Raw genomic sequence first — 25,962 nt, 5'->3', positions numbered from 1 at the left:
ATGAAAAGTTCAACTTTAAAAGCCGCTACTATCGCCCTATTTTCAGGTCTTTTCATCATGGGTTGTGAGGATAACACAGCTGAAGATGCAGGCGAGCGCATTGATGAAGCAATTACTGATACACAGAATGCTGTAGAAGATGCTTGTGAAGAAGTTAAAGAAGGCGTAAACGCAAAGGAAACTAACTGCTAATCCTTCTATACACATTACCAACCAGAAAAGCGGCCTAAGAGCCGCTTTTTTTTATGATTTTTATTCTACCCCTCACCAAAAAACAATAAAATTTCAATATTTATACATTTTCTTATCAAAAACTACACATTTACCTAGGTTGTGTACTAATCTAAACATGCTAAGAATGGATATCGAGTAGTAATCCATTGTTTTCTAGCCAACTATAATTAAATATTGGGAGATAACAATGTTAAAAAACAAACTATCAAATGCTGTAAAGCTGGCGATTAGTACAGGGGTTGTTTCTACAGCTCTTATATACGCACCAATGAGTGCAGCAGAAGAGACAAGCGACGCAAAAAAAGATCTCGAAGTAATTTCAATTACGGGTAGTCGTATTAGACAACCGGGCGCTGTTTCTGCAAGTCCAATTGTCTCAATCGGAGAAAAAGAATTAGGTTACCAACAAGAGCCTGAAGTAGAACAAATACTAAGAACTTTACCTTCAACAATACCTGGTGATGGAAGTAACGTAAATAATGGCTCTGGCGGTGCAGCCACCATTAACTTAAGAGGTTTAGGATCGCAACGTTCACTTGTTCTAATGAATGGACGTCGGATGATCCCATACAACTACAATGGCTCAGTTGACAGTTCGACAATTCCAACAGCACTGATTGAACGAATTGATATTATCACTGGTGGTGCGTCAGCTGTATATGGTTCTGATGCGATTGCAGGTGCGGTGAATGTTGTATTAAAAGAAGACTTTCAAGGTGTTGATTTAGATCTTAAACACTCTCAAACCGGTGACAATGATGGTGACAAAAACAGTATAGCCTTAACAATTGGCTCTAACCTAGAAGACGATAAAGGTAACGTTGTACTCTCCCTTGGCTGGAGTCAACGTGACCAAATACTACTTGGTGACCGTCCTTTAGGTTTACTTGGTATTGAAACGGCTACCGGTGCTAACTATGAACAATTCTTAAACGGTGAACCACCGGTTCCAGCTCCAGCAGATTGTAGTGGCCCTAACTCGGTTGAAAGTGGTGGCTCAACAACCGCATTTCCTACACGATTTGCAATCGTTGGCGCAGGTACAACAGGCTCAGGTCAGTTTAGAAATGATGGTACATTGCAACCAGATACATGTAGTGTATTTAACTTCAATCCATATAACTTTTATCAAACACCTTCAGAGCGTTATTCAGCAACCGCAATCGCTAAATATAACTTAACTGATGATCATAAAGTATACTCAAGCTTTAACTACACCAATACCAGTGTTGATACACAAGTAGCACCATCAGGTACATTTGGCTCAAGCTTTAATTTACCTTTAGCAAACCCGTTAATTGGCGATCAAGCGAGGCAATTTATGATCGATGGAGCTTCCGCAGCATTGGCTGCTGGTAGCTTAAATGATAGTAACTGGCAAGATGTTAACGGTAACGGCATTGTAGATAGTGAAGACTATCTAAAAGTGCAATTACGTCGTAGAACATTAGAATTAGGTGCTCGTACAGAACGATTTGACAGTACTCAGTTCCAAATTGTGACTGGTGTAACAGGTTTCTTCCTAGATGACTGGGAATATGATGTTAGCTATCAGTATGGTGAATCTAACCGAACAACTGTACGTGGTGGTTATACAAACCTAACCAATATTCAAAACGCATTAGACACAACGGATGGTGTAACCTGTAAAAATGGTGATTCCAGCTGTGTGCCAATTAATCTATTTGGTGGCTTTGGTACCATCACTGAAGAAATGGCAGGCTATGCACAAGCAATTGCCCTTCAACAACAAAAGTACAGCCAAGAAATTTTCACCGCAACCGTTAATGGTGCAATCGAGTTTATCGAAATCCCAGGTGCTGGTGCGCCACTTTCGATGAGTTTTGGTTATGAAAATCGTCGCGAAAAAGGCTTATTTGAGCCTGATGAATGTTTAAAACTTGCCCCTGCTAGTTGTCAAGGTGGTGCAGGTGGTAACCAACTGCCTATCACGGGTGGCTTTAAAGTTGATGAGTTCTTCTTAGAAGGTTACTTACCTGTGTTAGACGGCCTACCGGGTGCTGAAACTCTTGATGTAGAGTTTGGTTTCCGCTGGGCTGACTACGATACAGTAGGTAGCAACGAAACATGGAAACTTGGCTTCAACTGGCGTCCAGTTAGCGATGTACTTATCCGTGTTATGCAACAACAAGCAACGCGTGCACCTAACGTTGGTGAAATCGCTTCACCTGTTGTAACAGGCTTAGACAACGCGCTACAAGATCCATGTTCAGTTGCTAACGCCGCTAACATTGATGCCTCGCTAAGACAGCTTTGTATCTCAACAGGTATGACTGACGCCCAAGTTGGTAACGTACAAGATGTAATCTCTGGCCAAGTACAAGTCATTAGTGGTAGTGATCCTGCTAACCCACCAGGTGCTGAAGAAGCAGAAACATTCACTGCGGGTATTGTTTGGACACCTGAATTCAGTGCTGTTGAAAACTTCACAATTACACTGGATTACTATGATATTGATATCGATGACATCATTGGTGAGTTCTCAGCTCAAGAAATTCTTGATGCCTGTTACGTACTAGGTGATGCTAACGAGTGTGCGAAGATCAACCGTATCGGTGGCGACTTAACTATCGCGGGTGCGGGTATTGAGCAATTTACCACCAACTTAAAAAATCAACGTGCCGAAGGTATCGAACTTGGTTTCAACTTTGGTATTTTGCTTGATGACATGGGAGAGTTGCAATTCTCAGGTAATATTAATAAATACCTAACGCAAGAGTCGCAAAGCTCTGATACTGCACGCATTATTGACTGTAAAGGTTTTTACAGCACAAGTTGCGACCCTGTCTCTGAATTACGCTGGGTACAACGTACTAGCTGGATTTGGGAAGATCTAACCGTGTCACTACAATGGCGTCACATTGATGGTGTAGATATCGAGCCAATCGAAGCGCCAAATGTTTTTGAAGAATTCAGAAGCATCGAAAGCTATGATTATTTTGACTTATTCGCCAGCTACCATGTTACTGACTACATGAATGTTACATTCGGTATTGATAACATGTTTGAAAAAGAGCCACCTGTGGTTGGTAATGAAGCAGGTGATACTAGTTCAAACTCTGGTAACACATTCCCAAGTAACTATGACGTACTTGGTCGTCAATTTAAAATGGGTATTAAACTCAAATTTTAACTTTCTAAGAGCGGCCTAACGGCCGCTCATTTTATTTACATGTCGCTGTTAACGCTTTATCCGTTGCAACACTGGTTATTTGCCATTCCCCATCTTCTAGTTTCACACTTGCGATATCACTAACTACATAATCACCAGGCACGTTTAATCGCGTTAAATTTTCTGTGAGCTGTTGATAACAAAATGGCCCTGTATCTCCATGCATAATGAGCACAGGTTTTTTTGCAAATTTAGCAAATTGGGAAAAAGCATCGCGGTAGACTTTAAATGCATCACAGTTTGAGCGCAGTGTCGCAGTGCATGCTGATTTATTCGTTGCATTGTAAATATCAGCTTGAAAGCCAATGACATACGCTTTAACGCTTTGGTTATTTAAGCCCCGCTGCAACCACTCTAAGTTTAGCCTGTCGCGTTTATCTGCTGCATCCAAAGCATCATTTTTATCACTTTTCAGTATTTGCGCGCGCCCATTATGCGTGCCCGCGATATGCAGAGTCATAAACTCAATATTATTAAATTGCCAACGCGCATTCTCGTTCATATCGAGCTGATGAGTAAAACCTTGTAATAAGTTTGCTTTTTTATAGTAATCATCGTCATACATTAACCCTTTTACATATTCTAATCGTTCAAGCTCGTCAAACTGAGGGTTTAGGCTGTCACGATCGCAATCAGTCCATTCATTATCTCCCAAAGTATAGATAAAAGGCTTATCGGTAATAGCTGTTAAAAGCTGCTTATTTGCCTGCAGTAACTTGTTTGTACAAGGTAAAGACCCTGATTTCATATCACCTAAATGCATCAAAAAGCTATGAGGCGTGGATGCGACTGCACGTGCGAGCTTGCCGTTTGGCTGAGCGAGATTAATTTCATCTATTGGTGTGTATGGCATATCACCCATAACCAAAAAGGTATTACTAGCCATTGCGAGAGCGAATGAGGCTGAACTAATAAACATGCTATTTACACCTAAAAATACAATCATAGTAAGTTCTCATAATGACAACAAAATGAAAACCAACTGCGGCAGATTTTTTCTATCGGTGCTAAACTGCTGCCAGTAAATTAAGTAGGCCCCCGAATGACATTAAGTACAACTTACACACTAGATAAACCGTATTACTACGAATGCTTTGATGAGTCACTGCCCTACTCATCACAAGCCAAGCCTAAATACCCGCTACTGGCATTATTAATAACTCTGGGCTTATTAGCTTTTTATCAATTAGATAATCATTATTTAGGCAGCTTTATGATTATGCTTGCTGTCGTTGAGTGCCTTTCGTTTTATTACAAACGTCCGTGGTGGGTAGCAAGGCAAATGATGAGCCGTGCATCAGGTAGCGAGGTGACCATTTTGTTTGACGATGAAGGGATTAAGGCTGAAAACCCTTATAAGAGTTACCAATTAAGCTGGCAGCAGGTAAGCGAGATTATTGAGACTGAACGAGGTTATATATTAAAAGCACAGCGCGGTATGCAATACATCTCTAAACAAGCACTTAGCGATGAAATAGTTGTTGAGTTAAATAAAAGAGCCACTCAATGAGTGGCTCTTAAGAATTTTTCGCTGATTAAACATTGCCCGGATTTGGGTTAGATTTCTCTGCTTGGATTCGCATATAGATTTCTTCACGATGTACTGATACATCTTTCGGTGCGTTTACACCAATGCGAACTTGATTTCCTTTAACACCAAGAACAGTAACAGTTACTTCGTCACCGATCATCAGGGTCTCACCTACTCTTCGAGTTAGTATTAGCATTCTCTTGCTCCCATGTTCCAAAAAATTAAAAGATTCCGCGTCAAAAACATTTTAATGAAAACTTGACTTAAAAGTAAGTAAAAACTCTAAATCTTATTCATTTTCAGTTAAAAAAACCTTATGAAGTGCACGCACAGCCAGCTCTAAATATTTTTCGTCAATTAAAACTGAAATCTTTATTTCTGATGTCGACACAAGCACTACTTTGATGTTTTCCTCTGCAAGGGCATTAAAAAATAAACTTGCTACACCTGAGTGCGATTTCATTCCTACACCTACAGCTGACACCTTGGCAACATTGCTTACTCCTTTAACAGACTCCGCTTTTATATTACTTTGGTTTAAAGTTAGAATTTCAAGTGCTTGCTCAAAATCATTTGTGTGCACAGTAAAAGCATAGTCTATTTTTTCAAAGTTATGATTAACTTGATTAATCATATCTATTTCGATACCGAATTCTGCAAAAAGTTGCAAAATTTTTGCAAGGTTTTCTACCCCTTGCTGCACACCATTGACATAAATTAAGCTTTCATCTCGATTAAAAGCAATACCCGACACAATATTGGTTTGCACATCCGGCTCCTCAAAACTGATCAAGGTCCCTTGATCCGGGTTAAAACTCGATAATACTCTAAGCGGTATATTGTATTTACCGGCTGCTTCAACACTGCGTATGTGTAAAACTTTTGCGCCCAAGCTTGCCATTTCGAGCATTTCTTCAAAGGTAACATGGCTCATACGTCGCGCATTTGGTTCAATGCGCGGGTCAGTGGTATAAACACCATCTACATCAGTATAAATTTGGCATTCGTCGGCATTGATAGCACCCGCAATCTCAACCGCAGAGGTATCAGTACCGCCACGACCAAGGGTTGTGATATTACCTTCAATATCACGACCCTGAAAGCCCGCAATAATAGCAATCCGATTATGCTCAAGTTCATGCTTAAGACGAGTCGCCGCAATTTCTTCAATGCGCGCTTTGCCAAACATATTGTCGGTACGAATATTGACCTGATCGGCAAGTAAGCTTACCGCAGAATGGCCCCGTTTAATAATCGCCATTGCGAGTAAAGAGACTGACACTTGCTCACCGGTGGTTAGCAATACATCAAGCTCACGAGCACTTGGTCGAGAATCGATTTGTTTAGCGAGTTCAATAAGACGGTTAGTTTCTCCCGACATAGCCGAGAGCACCACCACAACTTGATGGCCCTGTTGCTTGGTTTTTACAACAAGGTCGGCGACGGCCTCAATTCGCTCTATTGAGCCAACAGAGGTGCCACCGAATTTTTGGACGATAAGTGCCACTAGTAGTTAAGAACGCTCAGATAACCAACCAGTTACACTTTCTAAGGCAGTAGCAAGGTTCTCTGGCTGAGTACCACCAGCTTGTGCCATATCAGGACGACCACCGCCCTTACCGCCTACTTGTGCAGCCATGTGATTTACCAGCTCACCAGCTTTCACTTTACCTGTTAGGTCTTTAGTAACACCGGCAATCAGGCTTACTTTGTCGCCATTGGCTACGCCAAGGGCGATAACACCTGAACCAATCTTCGTTTTCAGGTCATCAACCATGCCACGTAGTGCTTTAGACTCAGTACCTGCAACATCAGCAACCAGTAGCTTAATCCCGTTCACTTCAACAACAGAATCAAGTAACGATGCACCTGCTGCACTTGCAAGCTTGTCGTTAAGCTGTGCAATTTGCTTCTCAAGGCCTTTTGATTTCTCAAGTAATGCGGTTACTTTTTCAAGTACTGTGCTGCTATCACCTTTTACTAGTGCTGCAACATCATTTAACTGTTGCTCTTGCTCACTTACATAAGCAACTGCTTCAGCACCCGTTACCGCTTCAATACGGCGGATACCGGCAGCAATACCGCTTTCTGATACGATTTTAAATAAACCAATATCACCTGCACGCTTAACGTGAGTACCACCACATAGCTCAATTGAATAATCACCAATGGTTACTACGCGAACTTCGTCGTCGTATTTTTCACCGAATAATGCCATTGCACCTTTTGCTTTAGCATCTTCGATAGCCATTAGCTCAGTTTCAAGTGCAAAGTTACGACGGATTTCATCGTTCACTGCACGCTCGATTTGACGTAATTCGTCTTTTGTTACTGCTTCAAAGTGAGAGAAATCAAAACGTAAACGCTCAGGGTCAACAAGTGAACCTTTTTGATTTACGTGCTCACCTAAAATTTGACGTAACGTTTCATGCAGAATATGCGTTGCAGTGTGGTTTTTCTTGATGCTGTCACGACGTGCTGCATCAATTGTTGCCTCTGCTTTATCGTTTGTACCAATACGGCCTTGAACACGACCATGGTGTGCAAATGCATTACCAAGCTTCGTGGTATTAGTAACAACAAACTCACCACCCGCTACTTTTAACACACCGGTGTCACCAACCTGACCACCTGATTCAGCATAAAACGGTGTGCGGTCTAAGATTGCGATACCTTCTTGACCATCTTCAAGTACAGAAACCGATTGACCTTCACAGAAAAGTTCGACCACAGTACCTGTGTAATGCTCCGCATCGTAACCTTTAAAGTCTGTGTGTTTTTCAGACTTAAGTTGTTGGTTGTAATCAGCACCAAACTTACCTGCTTGCTGTGCTTGCTTGCGCTGAACAGCCATACACTCTTGGAAGCCGTGCTCATCAATCGTCATGAAACGCTCACGGGCCACGTCTGCCGTTAAGTCAGCTGGGAAACCGTAAGTGTCGTAAAGTTTGAATACTAAGTCACCTGGGATCACATCACCTTCGATGTCAGCTAGGCTTTCTTCTAAAATAGCCAGACCACGCTCAAGTGTTTTACCAAACTGCTCTTCTTCAATACGCAGTACTTTTTCAATAATTTCTTGTTGCTTAGCAAGTTCAGGGTACGCTTGACCCATTTGCTCAATGAGCGCAGCAACTAGCTTGTAGAAGAATGCACCTTTAGCGCCTAACTTGTTACCATGACGAACAGCACGACGAATAATACGACGTAACACATAACCACGGCCTTCGTTTGATGGCATAACACCGTCAGATACTAAGAACGCACACGAACGAATATGGTCAGCCACAACGCGTAACGATTTATCACCTAAATCTTGTGCGTTGGTTACTTTAGCCGCCGCTGCAATAAGCGCTTGGAATAAATCGATTTCGTAGTTTGAGTGAACGCCTTGTAAAATTGCAGAAATACGCTCAAGACCCATACCTGTATCAACAGACTGCTTAGGAAGCGGCTCCATTGTACCGTCGGCATGGCGGTTATACTGCATGAATACTAGGTTCCAGATCTCGATGAAACGGTCACCGTCTTCTTCAGGTGAACCAGGAGGACCACCCCAAATTTCTTCACCGTGATCGTAAAAGATTTCAGAACATGGACCACACGGACCCGTATCACCCATTGACCAGAAGTTATCGCTGGTTGCAATGCGAATAATGCGATCTTCACTTAGGCCTACTTCTTTATGCCAGATGTTAAACGCTTCTTCATCATCATGATAAATGGTAACAAGTAGCTTTTCTTGCGGTAGTTTCACTACTTCAGTTAAAAACTGCCACGCAAACTTGATTGCGTCTTGCTTAAAGTAATCGCCAAAGCTGAAGTTACCTAACATTTCGAAAAATGTATGGTGACGCGCTGTGTAACCTACGTTTTCAAGGTCGTTATGTTTACCACCTGCACGCACACAACGTTGTGAGCTGGTTGCACGCGAATAAGGGCGGCTTTCCGCACCTAAAAATACATCTTTAAATTGCACCATACCGGCGTTATTGAATAATAACGTGGCATCGTTACCCGGGATCAGCGAGCTTGAAGGAACAATTTGGTGTTGTTTAGAGGCAAAAAAGTCTAAGAACTGTTGCCTGATCTGTGCGGTAGTCATATGCTGCATGTGAAAATCTCACCCGTTTATTGCTGTGCTTGCATTGCAAAATCAATTTGTTCGTAATTAAAGCCTCGATACATCAAGTAGCGTACACGTTTCGCTCTTTCTTTCTGGTCGAGTTCTTTACCTGAATTTGAAAACTTCTTTAAATATGCGTCCTGTGCGAGTTCAAACCAATCGATTTCGAACTCCTCGAGCGTTTTGTCTAATAATGCTCGGTCTATCCCTTTTGCCATTGCTTCGCTCTGAATGCGTTTAGCACCATGATACTTTGCTAAATGGCGGCGTACAAACCCTTCGCAGTAGCGCTGTTCGTTAATAAAGTTGTGTGACTCACACCAATCTAACAAACGCTCTGTAAACTCGGGCGTCGCCTCTTTTTGCTGTAACTTTCGTGTTAGATCGCGACGCGAATAATCTTGTCGAGACAGTAACCAAAGTACGTAATTCTTTAACTTTTGTTCTTTATCATCCATTACGCGTCAAAGCGCCCTGATTGTGACTGCGTCTGTGGTGCTTTTGGTTGGTCATCACCCTTTGGTACAACCGGCATAAAAATAGCCTGAAAAGACACGAAGAAGCTAATGTAACAAATTGGCATTAAAACCAATAGAGGAATAAACGATAAAGGAATACAGATCACCATTAAAACGGCGCAAATGAGGCCATAAACACTCAGTGGCGCCATATTATGGTAAAACACCATGAATGAGGTTTTTAGAACCTGCAACATATTGCTTTGCTTTTGAAAATAAACCAATGGAATAGCATAAGCAAACGCAGTCATATACACACAGATTGCCAGTAGAAATACCGCCACTTGCCCCATAGAAATAGTGGCCAGTAAATCAGCAATATGTGTTTGATTTTGTGGGTCAAACGTTTGGCTTGAAATAACCGCATAAGCATCGGCAAAAATAAAATTCGATAACAGGGCTAATAAAATACCCGCCGCCATCTGGTACACAGCAACACGCACTAAACCAATACGATTACCTTTATTACTAAAGGGTTTAAAAATATCAACTTGGCTAACCGTACCGCCTTGTTGTTTTGTCAGCACTGCTTGATAAAAACCAGCCATTAAAAATGGCGCAACAAATGCACCGACGACTTGTAATAGCGGTAGCACTAACGATAAAAAGCCAACAACACCTATTAACAGGTGCATTAAAATAAACGTAACCGGTTGCAGCTTGAAGATTTCCCACCCTGCTTTAAACCATTTTACGCCTGCATCGGCTTTAAAAACACGAACTTCGATCGACATAGTTTCTCATTCAATAACGGCAAAACGCACCGAGTATAACTGGGTGCGCCACGGGTTTATAGTCACCTGTTGTGAAATTTATTCAGGCTTTTTAATTTTCTTAATATCAAGCATGTGCGAGCCATGTTTGATTTTCGTTTCAAGGTAAGCGCGGTTACCCACTACACCGGCTTTAATGTGTGCATGGGTACCAACCACTGAATCAACCTCAATGCCAGCATCACGCAGTGCTTTAAGCTTATTCGGGTTATTTGTCATTAACTTAACATGCTTTTGATTAAGAGCTTCGAGCATTAATACTGCATCTGAAAAGTCACGTAAATCATCAGCAAACCCCAAGTGGTTATTCGCTTCGTAAGTATTCATACCTTGCGACTGCAATACGTAAGCATCAATCTTGTTGTATAAGCCAATGCCACGCCCTTCTTGGCGTAAATACAGTAAAATACCACCTTGCTCGTGCATCATTTCAATGCACTCATTTAACTGCTCACCACAATCACAACGTGACGAATGAAATACATCGCCAGTTAAACACTCTGAATGCATACGAATTAAAGGTACGTCTTGCTCAGTGTCAGCTTGATTAAACACTAAAGCAACATGCTCTTGGCCATCATTTAAGCCACTAAAAGATACGATTTCTGCAGGAATATCACTGTTTTTGCCAACATTTAGCTGGACTCTTGCTCTTACTTGCGCCACGACAAATCCAAATTAAAAAATAAATGCGATACTGCAAATGTGATTACAACAGCTTGAAGGTTGTAAGAATGCAACATACGACGAGTGATAACTAATATTGAGGCAGTTACCAGCAATTCAAGTATTATACACTCAAAGCACTTAAAGATACGAGCTTTGCACTGTGTATTGCGGCTAAAATTGAAATACTGGCATGCAACTTTTAGTTGGAAAGTTTCTAAACAAGTGACAACACTCACGCCGTTTGCTACCATCGCCGAGGATAAGATTAATTCTCATTTACTCAACTTCCAACAATCTTATTCACGTATCTACACAGGAAAATAATAATAAGGATTATTATGAAAAAAATGTCTCTCGCATTATGTGCCACCCTGCTATTAAGCCAACCCAGTTTGGCGAGCCAAGATATAAACTCAGAATTTAATAACACTTATCGTGCTTACCTAGCCGCTATAGAGAAACATGAAGACGCCACCGAGCTTGCCAAAAAAGCCTATGCGCTTGGTCAAAAGGTATATGGTGAAGATGCTGAGAATACAGCGAATTTAGCTATCAACTATGCCAATACTCTACCTGAAAACAAGCAACAAGAGCGCTTTGAGCTATTCAAATATGCTTACGATATTCTAGCAAAAAATCATGGTAAGCTGAGCAACGAGGTTTACGACTCATTATTTGGTTTAGCTCATTCAACCAAATCGCCAAGACTTGCTTTTGACTACCTTGAAGACGCGATTGAAATCGCCACGATAAAAAAAGATCACAAACTAGTTGCTGATAGCAAACTCAAAGCAGCGCGTATTCTCGCTTACAAACCAAGTGGTGGTCGTTACTTCACAGCAAAAGCTTACCTAGAGGAAGCCGACGAATATTATAGAAATAATATCCCTGAAAACTCTGTTGAGCGTATTGAAGCTGACTTTTTAGTTGCCGCGTTTGCAGAACATAAAAAGAACTACGAGCAAGCGATAGAGCGTTTGACCCATGTCGTCACTGTTTTTGATGAAGCACTGAGTTTTGATCATAAAGCAGAGCTGGATGCTCACTCTAAACTTGTACATCTTTACGAAAAAGTGGGCAAACGAGAGGAAGCCACTAAGCATTGTGTTGCCATTGCCAAAATGGTGCCATGGAAAGACAGCCAAGAACAAGAACCCCTGTACCGTGTTAACCCTAAATACCCATTGATAAAAGCGCAACGAGGTCAAAGCGGCAGTGTTGTCATGGAATTTGAAGTAACCCCATCAGGCTTTGTTGATAAAATAACGGTTATTGAATCTAAAGGCGGGGGCGCTTTTGAGACAGAAGCCAAAAGGGCTGTAGAACAATGGCGTTATGCCCCTAAATTTGAAAACGGTCAAGCCGTTGCAGCGATTTCTAAGGTGCAATTAGACTTTAAAATCAACAAATAAATAAAAAGGGTCGCAGTGCGACCCTATCACAACGTATTAAGCAGGTTATCTGCTGCGTCTTCAATTAAATCGAGTACCTTTTCAAAACCTTGATCGCCACCGTAATAGGGATCTGGGATCTCGCTCTCCCCTGCATCACCATGACTTAAAAACAACGACAGCTTATATTGCAGGTGCTCAGGGCACTGAGCTTGTAAATCAGCAAGGTTTTGCTTGTCGGCCGCAAGAATTAAATCAAACTCATAAAAGTCAGCTTGAGTCACTGGTCGTGAATAAATCCCTTTAAAACTATAGCCGCGCTTTTCGGCTGCTGCTTTTGAGCGTGGATCTGGGGGATTACCTTGGTGATAACCAATGGTGCCAGCAGAGTCAACTTTGACATTGACCCCCAGCGCCTTGGCACGGCTACGAAGAACCGCTTCAGCAGTAGGTGAGCGGCAAATATTGCCTAAACAAACAATCAACACCTTTTTCATTATTCGTCCTTAAAATTGCTTTAAGATTGTCTCATCATAACGTTCTGCATCAAGCGAGAGATTGTATTTATCTGCCACACTATCAAGCTCAGCCTGCTTAATTGCCAACTCATCCATGGTAATAGTGTTGTCATCAAGCTGCCATAACAAACGCGAACCAGCATAGCTGTAATGAATGGCTAATAAAGCATCGGCATTGCCCTCGCGCCCTGCTGCTTTTAACTTTGGCATTTTACGGGTGATTTTATTAAGGGCTTTTTTAAGCTCCCATACATACACTATTTCAGTCATGTAATCATGATTACGGTACTTATTAAGCACAAAGCCCACCAGCACACTACACACAACAACACCTAGTAAGTTCCAATGAAAATGGCTACCGCTTGGGTCAGGGAATAGCGCAATTAATGTTTGTGAAATGGCTAAACTGCCAACGGCTAAAGCAATTACGCAGGCAATAATCACGTGATTTAAATGTTTACGGTAACGGGCTTTATCTATTTGAATAAGTTTCATAACAACCTAAAAAGTCACACTAAAATTAGTGAAAAAATAAAAAATGAAAAAAATTTTCACCCCTTTTTTATTTGCCAGCCGTTTTAGCTATGAAAGCAATTATCCAAAGAGGAACGGCTATGCATACTTTACCACTAAACTCAGCAAGCTTGAATAACAGCAATACTGCTTTAAAGACAAGCGCAGCAATTATTGGCGGCGGTGTAATGACCTTTGCAGCATTTGCCTTCATGCAGTACTTAATTTCTGCTGAGCAAAGAGCCGATGTAAAGCTAGGTCCAGATATCACAGTTGAAATTTATGAAGTACCTGAAGACTCAAAAGTACAAGTAAAACAAACACTGCCGCCACCGCCAGTTGCTAAAATGCCGCCAAAAGCGCCACCACGCCCTGCGGCTGAAACCCCAGATACTATGGTCATTGCCGATGCAACACCAACAATGACTTTTGATGGCATTGGCGACACACTTAGTAAAACCATTAATCAACCAACGGGAGATGCAACGCCTATCGTGCGTATAAACCCGAAATATCCGCCGGTCGCAGCCCGCGATGGTATTGAAGGCTGGGTGCAAATTAGCTTTAGCATTTCACCAACGGGCGAAGTAATTGACCCTGTTATTATTGATGCTGAGCCAAAACGGGTATTTGACCGTGAAGCAATTCGCGCTATTAAACGTTGGAAATATCGCCCTAAAGTTGTTGAAGGTGTGGCACAATTACAAACAAACCAAAGCGTTCAACTTGACTTTAAAATAGATGGATAACTGCCTATGCTAATGAGCATCAAGATATGGTTATTTGACAAGCCAAACACAGATTGTTTGGCGCAGTATGCCAAAACGGGCGACAACCGCTATCTTAACCAACTCGTTGCTCAATACGGGAACGATCTTTATCACTACCTAGTCACACAAAGTGATAAAGATCTTGCCCTCGATATATGCCAGCAAACCTGGTTAAAAGTCATTGATAAACGCGACTTTTACACTGCTCAAAACAACCCAAAAGCGTGGCTTTTTCGGTTAGCACGCAATTTGTTAATTGATGAATTTCGTAAGCAGCAAAAGTTCGTTGAGTTAGAAGACAACCAACTATTTACTGAATCTCAGGATACAAGTTATCACTACGACTACGAAGCCTTTGATAAAGCACTCATGGCACTTAGCTTTGTACAACGAGAAGCGCTGACCTTACAACAAGAAGGCTTTAGTCTCGAAGATATTGTTGCTATCACGCAAAGTAACCCAGAGACCATTAAAACTCGGCTGCGATATGCCCGTCAAAACCTGAAACAACAACTAGGAGGCCATCATGAAGCGTAACGACGAGCAACTCGATGCTGATTTAAAAGCACATTTTCAAAAACGTAAGGCAGAGCATAGCTTAAGCAGCGACGAGCTTTCACGCATGCAAAAGCCACTGTCAGCAACGCCAAGATCACAGCGCTTTTTAGGCCTACAAATGACCGGTGTTTTTGCTGCTTTAGTAATTCTTGGTTTTGTCATGCTGCAATACAACAACCGCGAGTTAACCGATGTTTATGCCGTGGATTTATCTGATTACCAATGGCTTGAGGTACACGAACTCGACGCCAAAGGCAGCTATGTGAGTAATCTTAAACAGCAAAAACAAAACCTAGATGCTAACTACCAACAAGCACTTGCTGATCACCAAACCCGTACCCGCTTCACCGGCCGTTTAGTAAGCGTTGATAACGACTGGTATATCGCAGATTGTGAGCAAAATGTCATAGTACAAATTAAACAATCACTCCTTGAAGAGCTACAAAAACACGGCACCCTAGATACCCATATTCACCAAGGTGACCTACTCGCCCTAGACCAAAACAAACAAGGCCAAATCATCGCGCTTAAACAGATAACCCATGAAGCGAAAAATTGTACGAGTTAGTGAGTTACAAGAGTAAAATTACGGGCTTATAGGTAGCAGCGGGTTTATCCCGCGTAGGCGTGAAATTTATTTCGCGCGATGATTTCAATCCATACTCTTGTAGAGTCAAACTATAGTCTATCACTGTATAGAAGATAAAAATGTGTCGCCATAAATGACGACCTAATCCTAATTTTTTTAACGTAGCAAAGCTATAAAATTATCATTTATAAATATCAGCTATCTCCCATATAGTCTAACGGCGAAGATAGCTCTATAAAATCACGATAATGCTCTTTCGTGATTTGATCATATTCCTCTTTGATATAAATATAGTTTATCCAAGGTATTGTTACTTTTTGAGAAATTCCATAAGGCAGTTTAGCTAATTCCCTTTCAGCTTTTTGCAGTTCAGAAATTCCGTCTTCACTATCCGAATAGATGAAGCCAAAATCACTTTCAAAGCTATTAAAAATTTTACAAAAAATATTTTTAATAAACTCAGATAATGAAACTGGGTAGTTTCCCTTACTGTACTGGTTCCTTTGATATGACATATTGCTAGTATAAAACCTAGTAGTGTAAGTTTCAGGTTCTATAAAATATAAAAGCTCAGTGGAAGCATAAGTATCTAAAATTTGTCCCTCGAGGAATTCACTTAAACTAATTTTTCTAGGCTGACTTTTGTTATTTTTCCCTTCTCGTTTAAATCGCCCACTTATGATCTCATTGTACAATGAGTGATCTTTTTCATATATACAAAATAAAGTAGCTAAAACAAGAATATCAACTTTTTTGCCGCTTGGTAAATTAGTAATAATCGCTGTAATTCGTTCCATTATTTGAATCGCTGTTCTCGCAGATACTTGAAAAGCATCTAGAACAACTGAAATATTTGCAAATGCAGTTTCTGCTTCTTCTGACTGAGGCAGCATCTGAATATTTTTGCTCTTAAGGTATTCTGGATCAAACTTTACTCTATCAGCGTGCACATTTAAAAAGTCACTTAATGCAGGCCTCTTAAGGCTATACCTACTATTAAAAAACCTACCCAAGTACATTTGAGCGCTAAAACCTTGACCATATATTGCTTTTATAGTGTGTTGTAATTGCTCTGTATCTGTTGCAACCACAAATACAATACCTTTTACATCAAAGATATGTTTTATTGTTTCCAACATTTCAACTGCATAATTCGGTCTACAACGGTCAAGCTCATCTATAAAAATAAAAATTGGTAGCTGTATACCATTCTGTTCTTCAAATTTATTAACCCATACTGATAGCTTATTCTTAATAGCTTCGATACTCTTATTTTTAATTTCATGCTCTTTAATCAAGTTCTCAGCTAGAGCTTTTGTGGCAGGAGAAAAATCAGCTGATGATTGTTTTGCACTAGACTCTTTATCTTCTTCATTACTTAAATCATCATCAGCTAATAAACTACAAATCTCATCAAAGTCAGCATTTAAAGCTTTTTTTGCAAGTCCTTGAGCTATAACAGGTGCAACGGCCTTAAACATAGAGACTGCACTTTTTGGAACCTTTATTTCAAACTCCGCTTGCATGCCTAATTGAGAAATAATTGCTGCGATAACAGTCAGAAACGGATCATCGGAATAGTCTTGTTTCCAAGCATCAACATAAACAACTGGAAAATCTTTTTTTAAATCTTGCGACCAACGCTTTAAAAAATAAGTTTTTCCTGCTCCCCACTCCGCATTTAAATTGAGTACATAATTCCTTTTTCGGAACTCTGGGGAGCGGCTTTCATCAAACCCTTCACTGGCAAGAACATTTGTAAGAAAAGATGCATACTTTGCTCTGTCTAGCTTATCTGGCGGAAAATAATCACCATCAGTTTTAGGGTTAGTAGGCCTACTCCAATCAAATTGTTCTGTCTTATTCATACACTTTCCTGACACTAAAGATGAGCCTTGATATTAACTAATTGCCTTAAAGAACCTATAACTTAACCTAAAATCACTCCCCGACCTTCGGCAACATACTCTTACTAATCACTTTAAATGTCTCTAGGTCTATAACCATAGAGTAAACTTCGTTGTTGTTGATGAATACCACAAACAGGTTACCTTCGGCGTTGACACTTGACTCTACAATACGGTTGTAGCCTGAAATGACTTCAGTGTAGTTTGAGCCATCTATCTGACTTAGCGCAAAGGTACGCTTATCTTTGTTATCAAGTATTTTGTCATTATTGGTATCATTTTTGATAACTTGATAAGAAATACCTCTAGGCTCAAAATCAAGACTTTCTGCACTCTGAGTAGACATTGTAAGCTCCTCATCGTAGTTCAATGTGCCAAAATCGATAACAAGCTGTTCAGTTGTGTTGAATAGCCACTGAGATTGGTTTGTTTTGTCATTGATGAACAAGATATTTTTTGATCGTGTAGACGTGTATTTATAGCTGCCGCTGAAATTATATATTTCAGCATTTTCTTTTACCTCTACCGTCATCTTTTCTGACTCGAGCGGTATATAAAAATAATCGCTATTAGCGACCTTGCGTGGATAACCTAACTTCCAGTTTTCTTGCCGCTTTTCATCCTTAGCTAAATTGAGTGCCTGATGAGCTACCTTGTTATCAACTTTAAATAAAAAGCCAGCAAAGTTAAAACCTACAGCCAAGAGTGTGAAAATTAAACTAACAAGTAGCACTAAGCCATTAATATTCCAGACCCATTTAAAAAATTTATCGGATTTCATATGCAGATAAAGTCCCTTTAAGTAACTGATATTAATAAATTACCAGTAAACAAAAAACAAAGCTATTTGCTGTGAAGCTTTTTATTTATCTACTTAAAAGGTTTTTATGGACATCCGGCTGATATTCATCATTGAGAATAAGCCATAATCAAATCAATTTTTGATTTGATTAAACTCAAAAAACAACTCACAATATGATCTGATATTAAGCGTAATTCAAATCAGGTGGTGGTATGTGGATATGGCAACAAGCTGACTGGCCTAACTTTGCTTGGGATGAAAACCTCATTGAGCCTCTCGTTAGAAACACACGCTTTAACCAAGGTATTTTACTTGGGAAAATGACAAGCCAAGTCCAAGACCAAACACAAAGCCTCCTTGATACCCTATTGGCGAACATTATCCACTCAAGTGCTATTGAAGGTGAAAACCTAAACGCCTTTTCAGTACGCTCATCCTTAGCAAACAAACTAGGGATATCAGAAGAACAACCTTTTCCGACCACTGAGCAAACAGATGGTTTAGCAGAGATTATGCTTGATGCGGTGAGCAACCTCGACTCACCACTCACACTAGAAAGAATTTTGCGCTGGCATAAACGCCTGTTCCCCAAAGATAATTCATTATTAACTAACATTATCGGCGGGCAATTAAGAGGTAATACTCCCATGCAAGTTGTATCTGGGCGAATAGACAAGCCAACGGTTCACTTCGAAGCGCCAAGTCGCGCTATATTAGATAGCGAACTAACGCAGTTTATTAATTGGTTCAATGAATCCAAGCTAGATGCCTCTTTAGATCCACTAATAAGAGCTGCTATCACTCATTTATGGTTTGTTACCCTACATCCACTTGACGACGGTAATGGTCGGGTAACGCGTTTACTTACTGACTTAGCTTTAGCCCAAGCAGAGCAACAATCAGTCAGGTTTTATGCAATGTCTGTCGGTATTTTGGCAAATAGAAAAAGCTACTACGAAACGCTTGAACAAACCCAAAAAGGAAGTTTGGATATAACAACTTGGTTGGTGTGGTTTTTTAATACTTTAAATTCAACCTTTGAGGGCGTACAGCAGGAAATTGATAGAACAATTTTTAAAACTAATTACTGGCGCTCAATTGATATAAGCAAATTAGCCAAGGAGCAAATAAAAGTCCTGAATCGTATGCTTGATGGTGATTTTGAAGATGGTATTTCTACCTCCCAGTACCACAAAGTTGCCAAGGTTAGTAAACCGACAGCCACAAGGCATTTAGCTGCTTTAGTCGAAAAGCATTGTTTAGTGAAAGCTGGTGCAGGCAGAAGCACACGCTATTTATTGAATAGGCATTTTCGCGTGAAATAAATCTCACGCCTACAGTTAACAGCTTATTTTACCTCACTTTTCCTACCAATAATCGCACATTCCTCAAAGTTAATAACACTTTAATGCTGAACCAGCTAGGCTAATAACATCGTGTTTTAAAATATGGAGTTACTATGAAAAGGTCTTTGTTTAACAGTTTAATCATTGCCTCGATTAGCTTATCGAGCTTGCAAGCCTGTGCTCAGCCGGAACAAAAGATTCCACTGGATGCCAGCGCGAATAACTACAAACTAGAATTAGTAAGCGAAGGAATTCAAATTCCTTGGGGTATGGCTTGGCTTAACGAGCGTGACTTACTCGTTACCGACAGACGTGGCGAGCTTAGGTTAATTCGTGATGGCAAACTCGTTGAGCAAACAGTTAAAGGAACACCTAAAGTACATGACGAAGGCCAAGGCGGCTTATTAGATATAGAGCTTGATCCGAACTTTGCCGACAATGGTTGGATTTACTTTTCGTACTCAGGCTATGAAGGCGATGGTGAGGGTTACAATACCTCGATTATGCGCGCCCGCTTTAAAGATATGACACTTGTTGACCAGCAACTGTTGTTTGATGGCGAGCCAAATATTAAAACAACGAAACACTATGGTTCGCGTATTGAGTTCGACAAAGAAGGTTACTTGTACTTCTCTATTGGCGACCGTGGTAAAAGAGACGTTCACCCACAAAGCCTAGACTATGATGCAGGTAAAATTCACCGTATCAATAGCGATGGCTCTATTCCTAAATCAAACCCGTTTTATAACCATAAAACGACTCACAAAAGTATCTATTCGTATGGACACCGTAACCCTCAAGGTATGGCAATGCATCCTAAAACGGGGGTTATATGGAGCCATGAACATGGCCCTCGTGGCGGCGATGAAATTAACATAGTTAAAGCGGGTGCAAACTATGGTTGGCCTGAGATCACCTATGGGATCAACTACATTGGCACAACAATTACCGACGAGACCAGCCGCGCAGGAATGGAGCAACCTGATTGGTATTGGGTGCCTTCAATTGCCCCTTCTGGCATGGAATTTATCACCAGTGACAAATACCCACAGTGGCAAGGTCACATTGCCGTGGGTTCGATGAAGTTTGGCCACCTTGTTTTGGTGAAACTTGATGGTGACAAAGTAACTGGTCACAGTAAGGTATTTGAAGGGGTTGGTCGCGTACGCAGCCTTGCCACCCATCCTAATGGTGATTTATATCTTGGTGTTGATGGTGTGGGTGTTTATAAGGTTGTACCTAAGATATAACTGTAAGATGTGAACTGCGGACTATCGCGTATTGTAGGTGTGAAATTTATTCCGCGCGATGGTTTTTGCAATATCAAGCAATAAAAAACCACAGAGAAAATTCTGTGGTTTTTTACGTATAGCTTACAGCGATTAACTTCGAGCTATTAATTATAAAACAATAATACTCGTTACTAGGTAAGCGATGAAGGTTAACGCACCGCCGAATAAAGCATACGGCATTTGGGTTTTCACGTGAGTTAATAAATCACACCCTGATGCAATGGCCGATACCGCGCTGGTATCTGAAATTGGCGAGCAGTGATCGCCAAACACACCGCCACCTAAAATAGCCGCAATCACTAATGAAGGTGGTAAACCCAAAGCTTGAATGAGCGGTACACCGATTGGAATCAGAATCGCGAATGTGCCCCACGAAGTACCTGTGGTAAATGAAATTACCGCACCGGTTAAAAATAACACTGGCACAACTAAGTAAATAGGTAAAAAGTCACCTACTAGGCCTGCCACAAATACACCCGTACCTAAGTCTTTTAAGCTTGCACCTAAGGTGAGCGATAGCAATACAATAGACACTAATGGCAGTAACTCACCCATGCCTTTAAAGCCAATATCAACAAGCTTATGGTGAGTAAATTCACGAGAGCTAATCATTAGAAAGTAAGCCACAACACAGGCTAAAATAGTAGCATATAGCACTGATTTAGAACCACTACCACTGGCAATATCGCCATCGCCAGTCCAGAACATAAAGCCAACCATACTACCGATTAAGGTAATAAGTGGAATAAGCATGTAACGGGCTTTAGAGCCTTTTACTTCTTCTGCAAGCTCCGTTTCTTGCTGTTCAAAATTTTCTTCTGCTTGCTTTAAAGGGCCATGTACTTTGTCGAAAGTAATCGTATAAAACACGATAAGTAACGCGATAATAGCGTAGAAGTTATAACCAATGCTGCCCCACAGCACAGATACCGCAGACTCTTCCATTTCGTAATTACTCAGCAGACCAAGCACATATGCGCCCCAGCCATTGAGTAAAATTAAGATACACACAGGTGCGCTGGTACTATCAATAATGTAGGCAAGACGCGCTCGACTCATTTTAAATTTATCGAATAAGCCACGAGACAAAATACCCGAAGTTAGAACACTTAAGTTCGATTCAATAAATACCGCAATGCCCGAGAACATGGTTAAGTAACCCACTTGGCGCTTACTTTTTGCCACGCCCTTATTCATTAATAAATTAACCGTTGCAGCCACACCACCCGATTCACGAATGTAGGCAAGTAAAGCACCTATTAAAATACTAAAAATAAGAATACGGCTATTACCAGGGGAGCTGGCAACTTCAATAACCCGCTCAATGGTATTGATAAAGGTGAAAAACAAGGTATTACCTTCACCATTCAGAGCAAGTAAAAACTCAGACGACGCAACCGCGACCAATAACGCCATGATCACTTCTTTGCGCCAAAACACAATTAAGATAGCAATCAAGGGTGGTAAAATTGAATACCAAGACATAAAAACCCTTTTAAATTAAGATCAATATTTTATTTTTATTATGCTAAAACCCGCTAAGCTTAATGGCTTTACCGCTAAACTCAACTTAAATCGACTAGTGATTTAATATACTCTCATAAATCAGTGAGATAATAGAGCCATACTTGCCTGTTTCGAAACGCTTTCCGACAAATTCGTAATTTTCTAGTGAGCCTTCAATGGGTGTATGCCGTGCATTGGTTAAAAGTACAATTGCTAGGTCATATTCGGGATCAATCACAGTTACTGTGCCAGTCCAACCTGTATGACCAAAGGCGCGGGGGCTGGCATAAGGGCCAAAATGCCATTTACGCGCTTGGTGTCCTGCTCTGCGCCACCCTAAGCCATACGTTTCATCACTCGCTTGCGGCTGAGTGAACTGCGCAAGCACTTGTGGGGTAAATAACTGTTTATTAGCGTAGCCACCGCCGTTTAGCAAAACTTGCATTAACACAGATAAATCTCCTGCGGTACTAAAAAGCCCCGCATGTCCTGCTACGCCACCTAAGGCATAAAACGCTTTTTCATCATGTACTTCACCTTGCAGTACATCGGTACGAATATTTTCAAATTCAATACGCCCACCGCGAGTGTTACCCTTTATTTCAGTGGCGGCAATTTGCGAGGCTAAAAAGCCTTTTTGTAATGGGTTATAAACCGTGTGCGTTAAACCAAGTGGCTGATAAATTTGGCTTTCAACATAAGCATCTAGGGGCATACCGCTAATGCGTTCAACCAGCACACCTAACAACATATAATCGATATCAGAATATAAGTGCTTTACGTTACGACCCGCCACAAAGGGGACACCAGTTAATAGTAGGTTTTTGGTACGCAGGCTATTTTGTGAAAAAAAGCGCTCACCAAATTTATTGTCTTTACGGTGAAAATCAACCACCGCGGGGTAACCTGCGCTGTGGGTAAGTAAGTCTTTCACTAAGCGCTGTTCACGACCGCTGCCCCTAAATTCTGGTAGGTAATAAAACAGCGGTTTTTCTACGTCGAGTTTACCTTCGCTAGCAAGCTTCATCAGCGCAAAGTTGGTGGCAAACATTTTTGAGTTCGAGGCAATATCAAACAAAGTATCGTTTTGCATGGCTTGTGGGGTTTTAAGCTCACTGCCATCAGCATGGTACTTTTTAGCTGCGCCATAATGGCTTAATTTAATCAGTTTGCCATCTTTAACGATTGCAAGCACAGCCCCTGGGAAGCCCTCTTTAATCTCTTGATTAATTAATTCATCAACGGCGTTAAAGCTATATTGACTGCTACTCTTAACAAGTTTAGGAAAAGGGAAACGTAAGGTTAAGCTTGCATCCGCAGGCTGGATATTTTCAACTTTAAACGTATTGATGCCATCATGAGTACGTTTATACAAGCTGTATTGGTAGGTTTGCTCTGCGGTAAGTGGCGAGGCAATATTAATTTTTTCACCATTAATATAAATGTCTGCGCTAATCGCATCGTGATTTTCAATAATTATTTCACCACGACCTTTAAAAGCTGTAAATGTGCCCCTGTCGTTTACTAGCGCGCGACTACTCGGATCAAGTGCAGGAATACGTGCTATCACTTGTGCATTAGCCAGTGTTTTTGGCTCTGGCTCAACCGCTTGCTGTTGCTGCTGATATTCTGTAAATAACCGCTCAAGTTTTTTAGGAAAGTACTTTTCTAATAATGCAAAAAGGACGGATGCAGTTCTAGCATCATTATTACCACTTACATGCCAAGGTAAAAAGTGCATTTGAAAGGCACTCAAAGCATCTAGGGTTTGAAAATCTAGCTGCCCTGTTGCAATCACCTCATAGCCGTAGCTGCGCAGCGCTTTTTGCACAAGCTCTGTTGAAGGCTTTGATGCACTAAATAACTGCCAATATTTATCAACGGTGTCACTGTCGTACCACGCACCGATACCCGCTTTATAAAGTTGATACCAAGGAAAGCGCGGGCCAGGGTCGTTCTTACGGCTTGGGGCAATATCAGAATGACCAACCACTTGAGTTGGACCAATATCAGGGTTTCGAGCAAGAATATCTTTACTTAATTTGATAAGTAACTCAATTTGCTTGGCATCGTAATCAGGGTAGATACATAGTTTACTTGCATCATTTTGCATCGCAGGTTTACTTTGTTCAGGTGTGTGACAGGTAGGTACGTTAACGATTTCAATACCAATTGAGTGATCGTTTAAGTCTTCTCTGCCTTGCCAAAAACTACGTCCTGCGTGCCATGCTCTGTCTTTTTCATCAACGAGCTGAATAATTTCTAAATCGTCTTTTGGGTAACTTGAATCGCCCGACTCAGGTAATAAGTAATGAGAGCTTAGGCCTCCTTCATCGACTAATGCACGCATCGATTTTTCGTAATCAATGGCGGTGTAATGCATCACTAAAAACTTTACCCGATGACTGTAGTTGGCTGATTGCGTATAGGTATATTGATTACTGGCACAGCTAACTAATAATGCCGCACTACAAAGATAGCACAGCTGTTTAAGTAATGTTTTCAAAGAGATAAAACTCATAACCGATTCATACCTGATGATTTAAGCGTTGACGATTCTCAGCAATACAGTAGCAACACCCATGTAACATGTAAAATATTTTATTTTACATAAATGGAATAAAAAGCATATTTTATCTTTCTCATGGTAAATATTGAGTACACTCAATAATTAGTGTTGTATCTATTATGGAATAAAACTATATTATTCCATCTAAATTAAGAAAAATATTCCAAACTTAAGTCAGCTAAAACAAAAATAAGTCGTCATGTTAAACAGCCAATGTGCCATATTCATATTTGAAGCATGCAATAAGCAAGACTAAGTTAAATAAACAAAGTGAGCCCTATGTCTACTTTTGTAAAAATTAAAGCCTTACGCCAATCTTTATCGAGCAGCGAAGCTAAGCTGGCTGATTTCACATTAAATTCGGCTAACGCTATTCGTAATTTGTCATCGGTTGAATTAGCTAAAGTGGTTGGTGTGAGTCAATCAAGCGTGGTGAAGTTTTCACAAAAATTAGGTTATAAAGGTTTTCCAGCTTTTAAACTTGCAGTGATTGATGCCCTTAATGATGAAAGTAGCGAACCCAAACTCCATGGTAAAATTACTTTAAATGATTCGCTTGAGCAAATCGCTGAAAAATTACTGAGCAGTAAGCTTGCTGTTTTAACTGAAACAAAAAACCTTAACGAAGCTGCTGCAATTGAAAAAGCTGTCGAGCTATTAAAATCAGCAAAACGCATTCTTATTTGTGGCGTGGGTGGTTCAGCACTGGTTGCAAAAGACTTTTCATATAAATTACAAAAGCTCGGTATGCCAGCAATCGCTGAGCCAGATGGACATGCGCAACTTGCCTATGTGGCCACCTTTTCTAAGGGCGACTTAGTTATTGCTATTAGTGAGTCAGGCATGACCCGCGAAATTGCCGAAGTAGTTAAACAGGCCAAGAAAAACGCAAGCTCAGTGATCTCAGTAACAAAATTTGGTAGCAGCCTAGTCGCCGACTCAGCAGATGTAAAACTCTACTCTGTCGCTGAAGGAGAATCTGTTCGCTTATCATCTATTTTAGCGCGAACAGCTCAGGACTTTGTAATTGATATTCTTTTTATCGCCCTTACACAATCGAGCCGCCAAGGCCGTAAATTGCTGGAACATTCTAACGAAGTTGTTGGCGAGTTTAAGAATAACTAATTTAGTTTTTTACGCTTATTTGAATAACAAAG

The 25,962-nt window shown here is 40.8% G+C and carries 23 protein-coding genes; 10 read left to right on the top strand and 13 right to left on the bottom strand.

Going from position 1 to position 25,962, the window contains the following annotated elements; translation table 11 throughout:
- Together PAARA_RS13845 and PAARA_RS13840 are read left to right on the top strand one after the other, a co-directional pair.
- Positions 1-192, top strand: coding sequence for a hypothetical protein (locus PAARA_RS13845; protein ID WP_062569611.1), 192 nt, complete (start codon positions 1-3; stop codon positions 190-192).
- Positions 193-421: 229 nt separating this feature from the next.
- Entirely contained in the window at positions 422-3,388 is a 2,967-nt protein-coding gene (locus PAARA_RS13840) for a TonB-dependent receptor domain-containing protein (RefSeq protein WP_062569610.1), read from the top strand.
- Between the two features lie 31 nt (positions 3,389-3,419).
- Here PAARA_RS13840 and PAARA_RS13835 read toward each other — a convergent pair whose 3' ends face one another.
- Positions 3,420-4,346: a hypothetical protein gene (locus PAARA_RS13835; RefSeq protein ID WP_062569609.1), complete on the bottom strand. Its 927-nt coding sequence runs from the start codon at positions 4,344-4,346 to the stop codon at positions 3,420-3,422.
- 123 nt (positions 4,347-4,469) lie between these two features.
- Here PAARA_RS13835 and PAARA_RS13830 point away from each other — a divergent pair, with 123 nt between their 5' ends.
- Positions 4,470-4,937: a YcxB family protein gene (locus tag PAARA_RS13830; RefSeq protein WP_062569608.1), complete on the top strand. Its 468-nt coding sequence runs from the start codon at positions 4,470-4,472 to the stop codon at positions 4,935-4,937.
- Between the two features lie 25 nt (positions 4,938-4,962).
- On the opposite strand, the gene csrA is transcribed toward PAARA_RS13830, so the two are convergent.
- The 6 genes from csrA to PAARA_RS13800 form a co-directional block, all read right to left on the bottom strand.
- Positions 4,963-5,154, bottom strand: coding sequence for a carbon storage regulator CsrA (csrA, locus tag PAARA_RS13825; RefSeq protein WP_036970495.1), 192 nt, complete (start codon positions 5,152-5,154; stop codon positions 4,963-4,965).
- Between the two features lie 93 nt (positions 5,155-5,247).
- A complete protein-coding gene (locus tag PAARA_RS13820) occupies positions 5,248-6,465 on the bottom strand; it encodes an aspartate kinase (RefSeq protein ID WP_062569607.1) in 1,218 nt (405 codons plus the stop codon).
- 6 nt (positions 6,466-6,471) lie between these two features.
- A complete protein-coding gene (alaS, locus tag PAARA_RS13815) occupies positions 6,472-9,072 on the bottom strand; it encodes an alanine--tRNA ligase (RefSeq protein ID WP_062569606.1) in 2,601 nt (866 codons plus the stop codon).
- A 17-nt stretch (positions 9,073-9,089) separates the two neighbouring features.
- A complete protein-coding gene (locus PAARA_RS13810) occupies positions 9,090-9,542 on the bottom strand; it encodes a regulatory protein RecX (RefSeq protein WP_062569605.1) in 453 nt (150 codons plus the stop codon).
- Positions 9,542-10,336, bottom strand: coding sequence for a BPSS1780 family membrane protein (locus PAARA_RS13805; protein WP_062569604.1), 795 nt, complete (start codon positions 10,334-10,336; stop codon positions 9,542-9,544). The genes PAARA_RS13810 and PAARA_RS13805 overlap by 1 nt, the downstream gene beginning before the upstream one ends.
- A 78-nt stretch (positions 10,337-10,414) precedes the next feature.
- The gene (locus PAARA_RS13800; protein WP_062569603.1) at positions 10,415-11,041 is read right to left on the bottom strand and encodes a GTP cyclohydrolase II; all 627 of its coding nucleotides are present in this window, start codon (positions 11,039-11,041) and stop codon (positions 10,415-10,417) included.
- A 341-nt stretch (positions 11,042-11,382) separates the two neighbouring features.
- On the opposite strand from PAARA_RS13800, the gene PAARA_RS13795 reads away from it, so the two are divergent.
- Positions 11,383-12,456 (top strand): energy transducer TonB, encoded by a 1,074-nt coding sequence (locus PAARA_RS13795; RefSeq protein WP_062569602.1) that lies wholly within the window; start codon positions 11,383-11,385, stop codon positions 12,454-12,456.
- A 26-nt stretch (positions 12,457-12,482) separates the two neighbouring features.
- Here PAARA_RS13795 and PAARA_RS13790 read toward each other — a convergent pair whose 3' ends face one another.
- Both PAARA_RS13790 and PAARA_RS13785 read right to left on the bottom strand, forming a co-directional pair.
- Positions 12,483-12,932 (bottom strand): low molecular weight protein-tyrosine-phosphatase, encoded by a 450-nt coding sequence (locus tag PAARA_RS13790; protein ID WP_062569601.1) that lies wholly within the window; start codon positions 12,930-12,932, stop codon positions 12,483-12,485.
- Positions 12,933-12,941: 9 nt separating this feature from the next.
- Positions 12,942-13,448: a DUF3087 domain-containing protein gene (locus PAARA_RS13785; protein WP_062569600.1), complete on the bottom strand. Its 507-nt coding sequence runs from the start codon at positions 13,446-13,448 to the stop codon at positions 12,942-12,944.
- Positions 13,449-13,567: 119 nt separating this feature from the next.
- Here PAARA_RS13785 and PAARA_RS13780 point away from each other — a divergent pair, with 119 nt between their 5' ends.
- From PAARA_RS13780 to PAARA_RS13770, 3 genes are read left to right on the top strand one after another with little or no spacing between them, the layout of a single operon-like run.
- Positions 13,568-14,215, top strand: coding sequence for an energy transducer TonB (locus tag PAARA_RS13780; protein WP_062569599.1), 648 nt, complete (start codon positions 13,568-13,570; stop codon positions 14,213-14,215).
- 6 nt (positions 14,216-14,221) lie between these two features.
- Positions 14,222-14,773: an RNA polymerase sigma factor gene (locus tag PAARA_RS13775; protein ID WP_062569598.1), complete on the top strand. Its 552-nt coding sequence runs from the start codon at positions 14,222-14,224 to the stop codon at positions 14,771-14,773.
- Entirely contained in the window at positions 14,763-15,362 is a 600-nt protein-coding gene (locus PAARA_RS13770; protein ID WP_062569597.1) for a hypothetical protein, read from the top strand. Before PAARA_RS13775 ends, PAARA_RS13770 begins: the two co-directional genes overlap by 11 nt.
- Positions 15,363-15,577: 215 nt before the next feature.
- On the opposite strand, the gene PAARA_RS13765 is transcribed toward PAARA_RS13770, so the two are convergent.
- Positions 15,578-17,251, bottom strand: coding sequence for a KAP family P-loop NTPase fold protein (locus PAARA_RS13765; RefSeq protein ID WP_062569596.1), 1,674 nt, complete (start codon positions 17,249-17,251; stop codon positions 15,578-15,580).
- Positions 17,252-17,324: 73 nt separating this feature from the next.
- On the bottom strand, positions 17,325-18,071 hold the full coding sequence (locus tag PAARA_RS13760; RefSeq protein ID WP_062569595.1) for a hypothetical protein: 747 nt from the start codon (positions 18,069-18,071) through the stop codon (positions 17,325-17,327).
- A 233-nt stretch (positions 18,072-18,304) separates the two neighbouring features.
- Here PAARA_RS13760 and PAARA_RS13755 point away from each other — a divergent pair, with 233 nt between their 5' ends.
- Positions 18,305-19,417 (top strand): Fic family protein, encoded by a 1,113-nt coding sequence (locus tag PAARA_RS13755; RefSeq protein ID WP_062569594.1) that lies wholly within the window; start codon positions 18,305-18,307, stop codon positions 19,415-19,417.
- A gap of 134 nt (positions 19,418-19,551) precedes the next feature.
- Positions 19,552-20,688, top strand: a complete 1,137-nt coding sequence (locus tag PAARA_RS13750; RefSeq protein ID WP_062569593.1) for a PQQ-dependent sugar dehydrogenase — start codon at positions 19,552-19,554, stop codon at positions 20,686-20,688.
- Positions 20,689-20,838: 150 nt separating this feature from the next.
- Here PAARA_RS13750 and PAARA_RS13745 read toward each other — a convergent pair whose 3' ends face one another.
- Positions 20,839-22,215, bottom strand: coding sequence for a Na+/H+ antiporter NhaC family protein (locus tag PAARA_RS13745; RefSeq protein ID WP_062569592.1), 1,377 nt, complete (start codon positions 22,213-22,215; stop codon positions 20,839-20,841).
- Positions 22,216-22,309: 94 nt separating this feature from the next.
- Entirely contained in the window at positions 22,310-24,757 is a 2,448-nt protein-coding gene (gene pbp4b, locus PAARA_RS13740; RefSeq protein ID WP_083515323.1) for a penicillin binding protein PBP4B, read from the bottom strand.
- A 327-nt stretch (positions 24,758-25,084) separates the two neighbouring features.
- Between pbp4b and PAARA_RS13735 the strand changes: the two genes are divergently transcribed.
- The gene (locus PAARA_RS13735) at positions 25,085-25,930 is read left to right on the top strand and encodes a MurR/RpiR family transcriptional regulator (protein WP_062569591.1); all 846 of its coding nucleotides are present in this window, start codon (positions 25,085-25,087) and stop codon (positions 25,928-25,930) included.
- Positions 25,931-25,962: the final 32 nt, after the last annotated feature.

It is taken from the genome of Pseudoalteromonas arabiensis (assembly GCF_001550155.1).
Lineage (GTDB): Bacteria > Pseudomonadota > Gammaproteobacteria > Enterobacterales > Alteromonadaceae > Pseudoalteromonas > Pseudoalteromonas arabiensis.
Note: the sequence above shows the minus strand (reverse complement) of the source record. Positions and strands in the feature narration are given on the sequence as shown.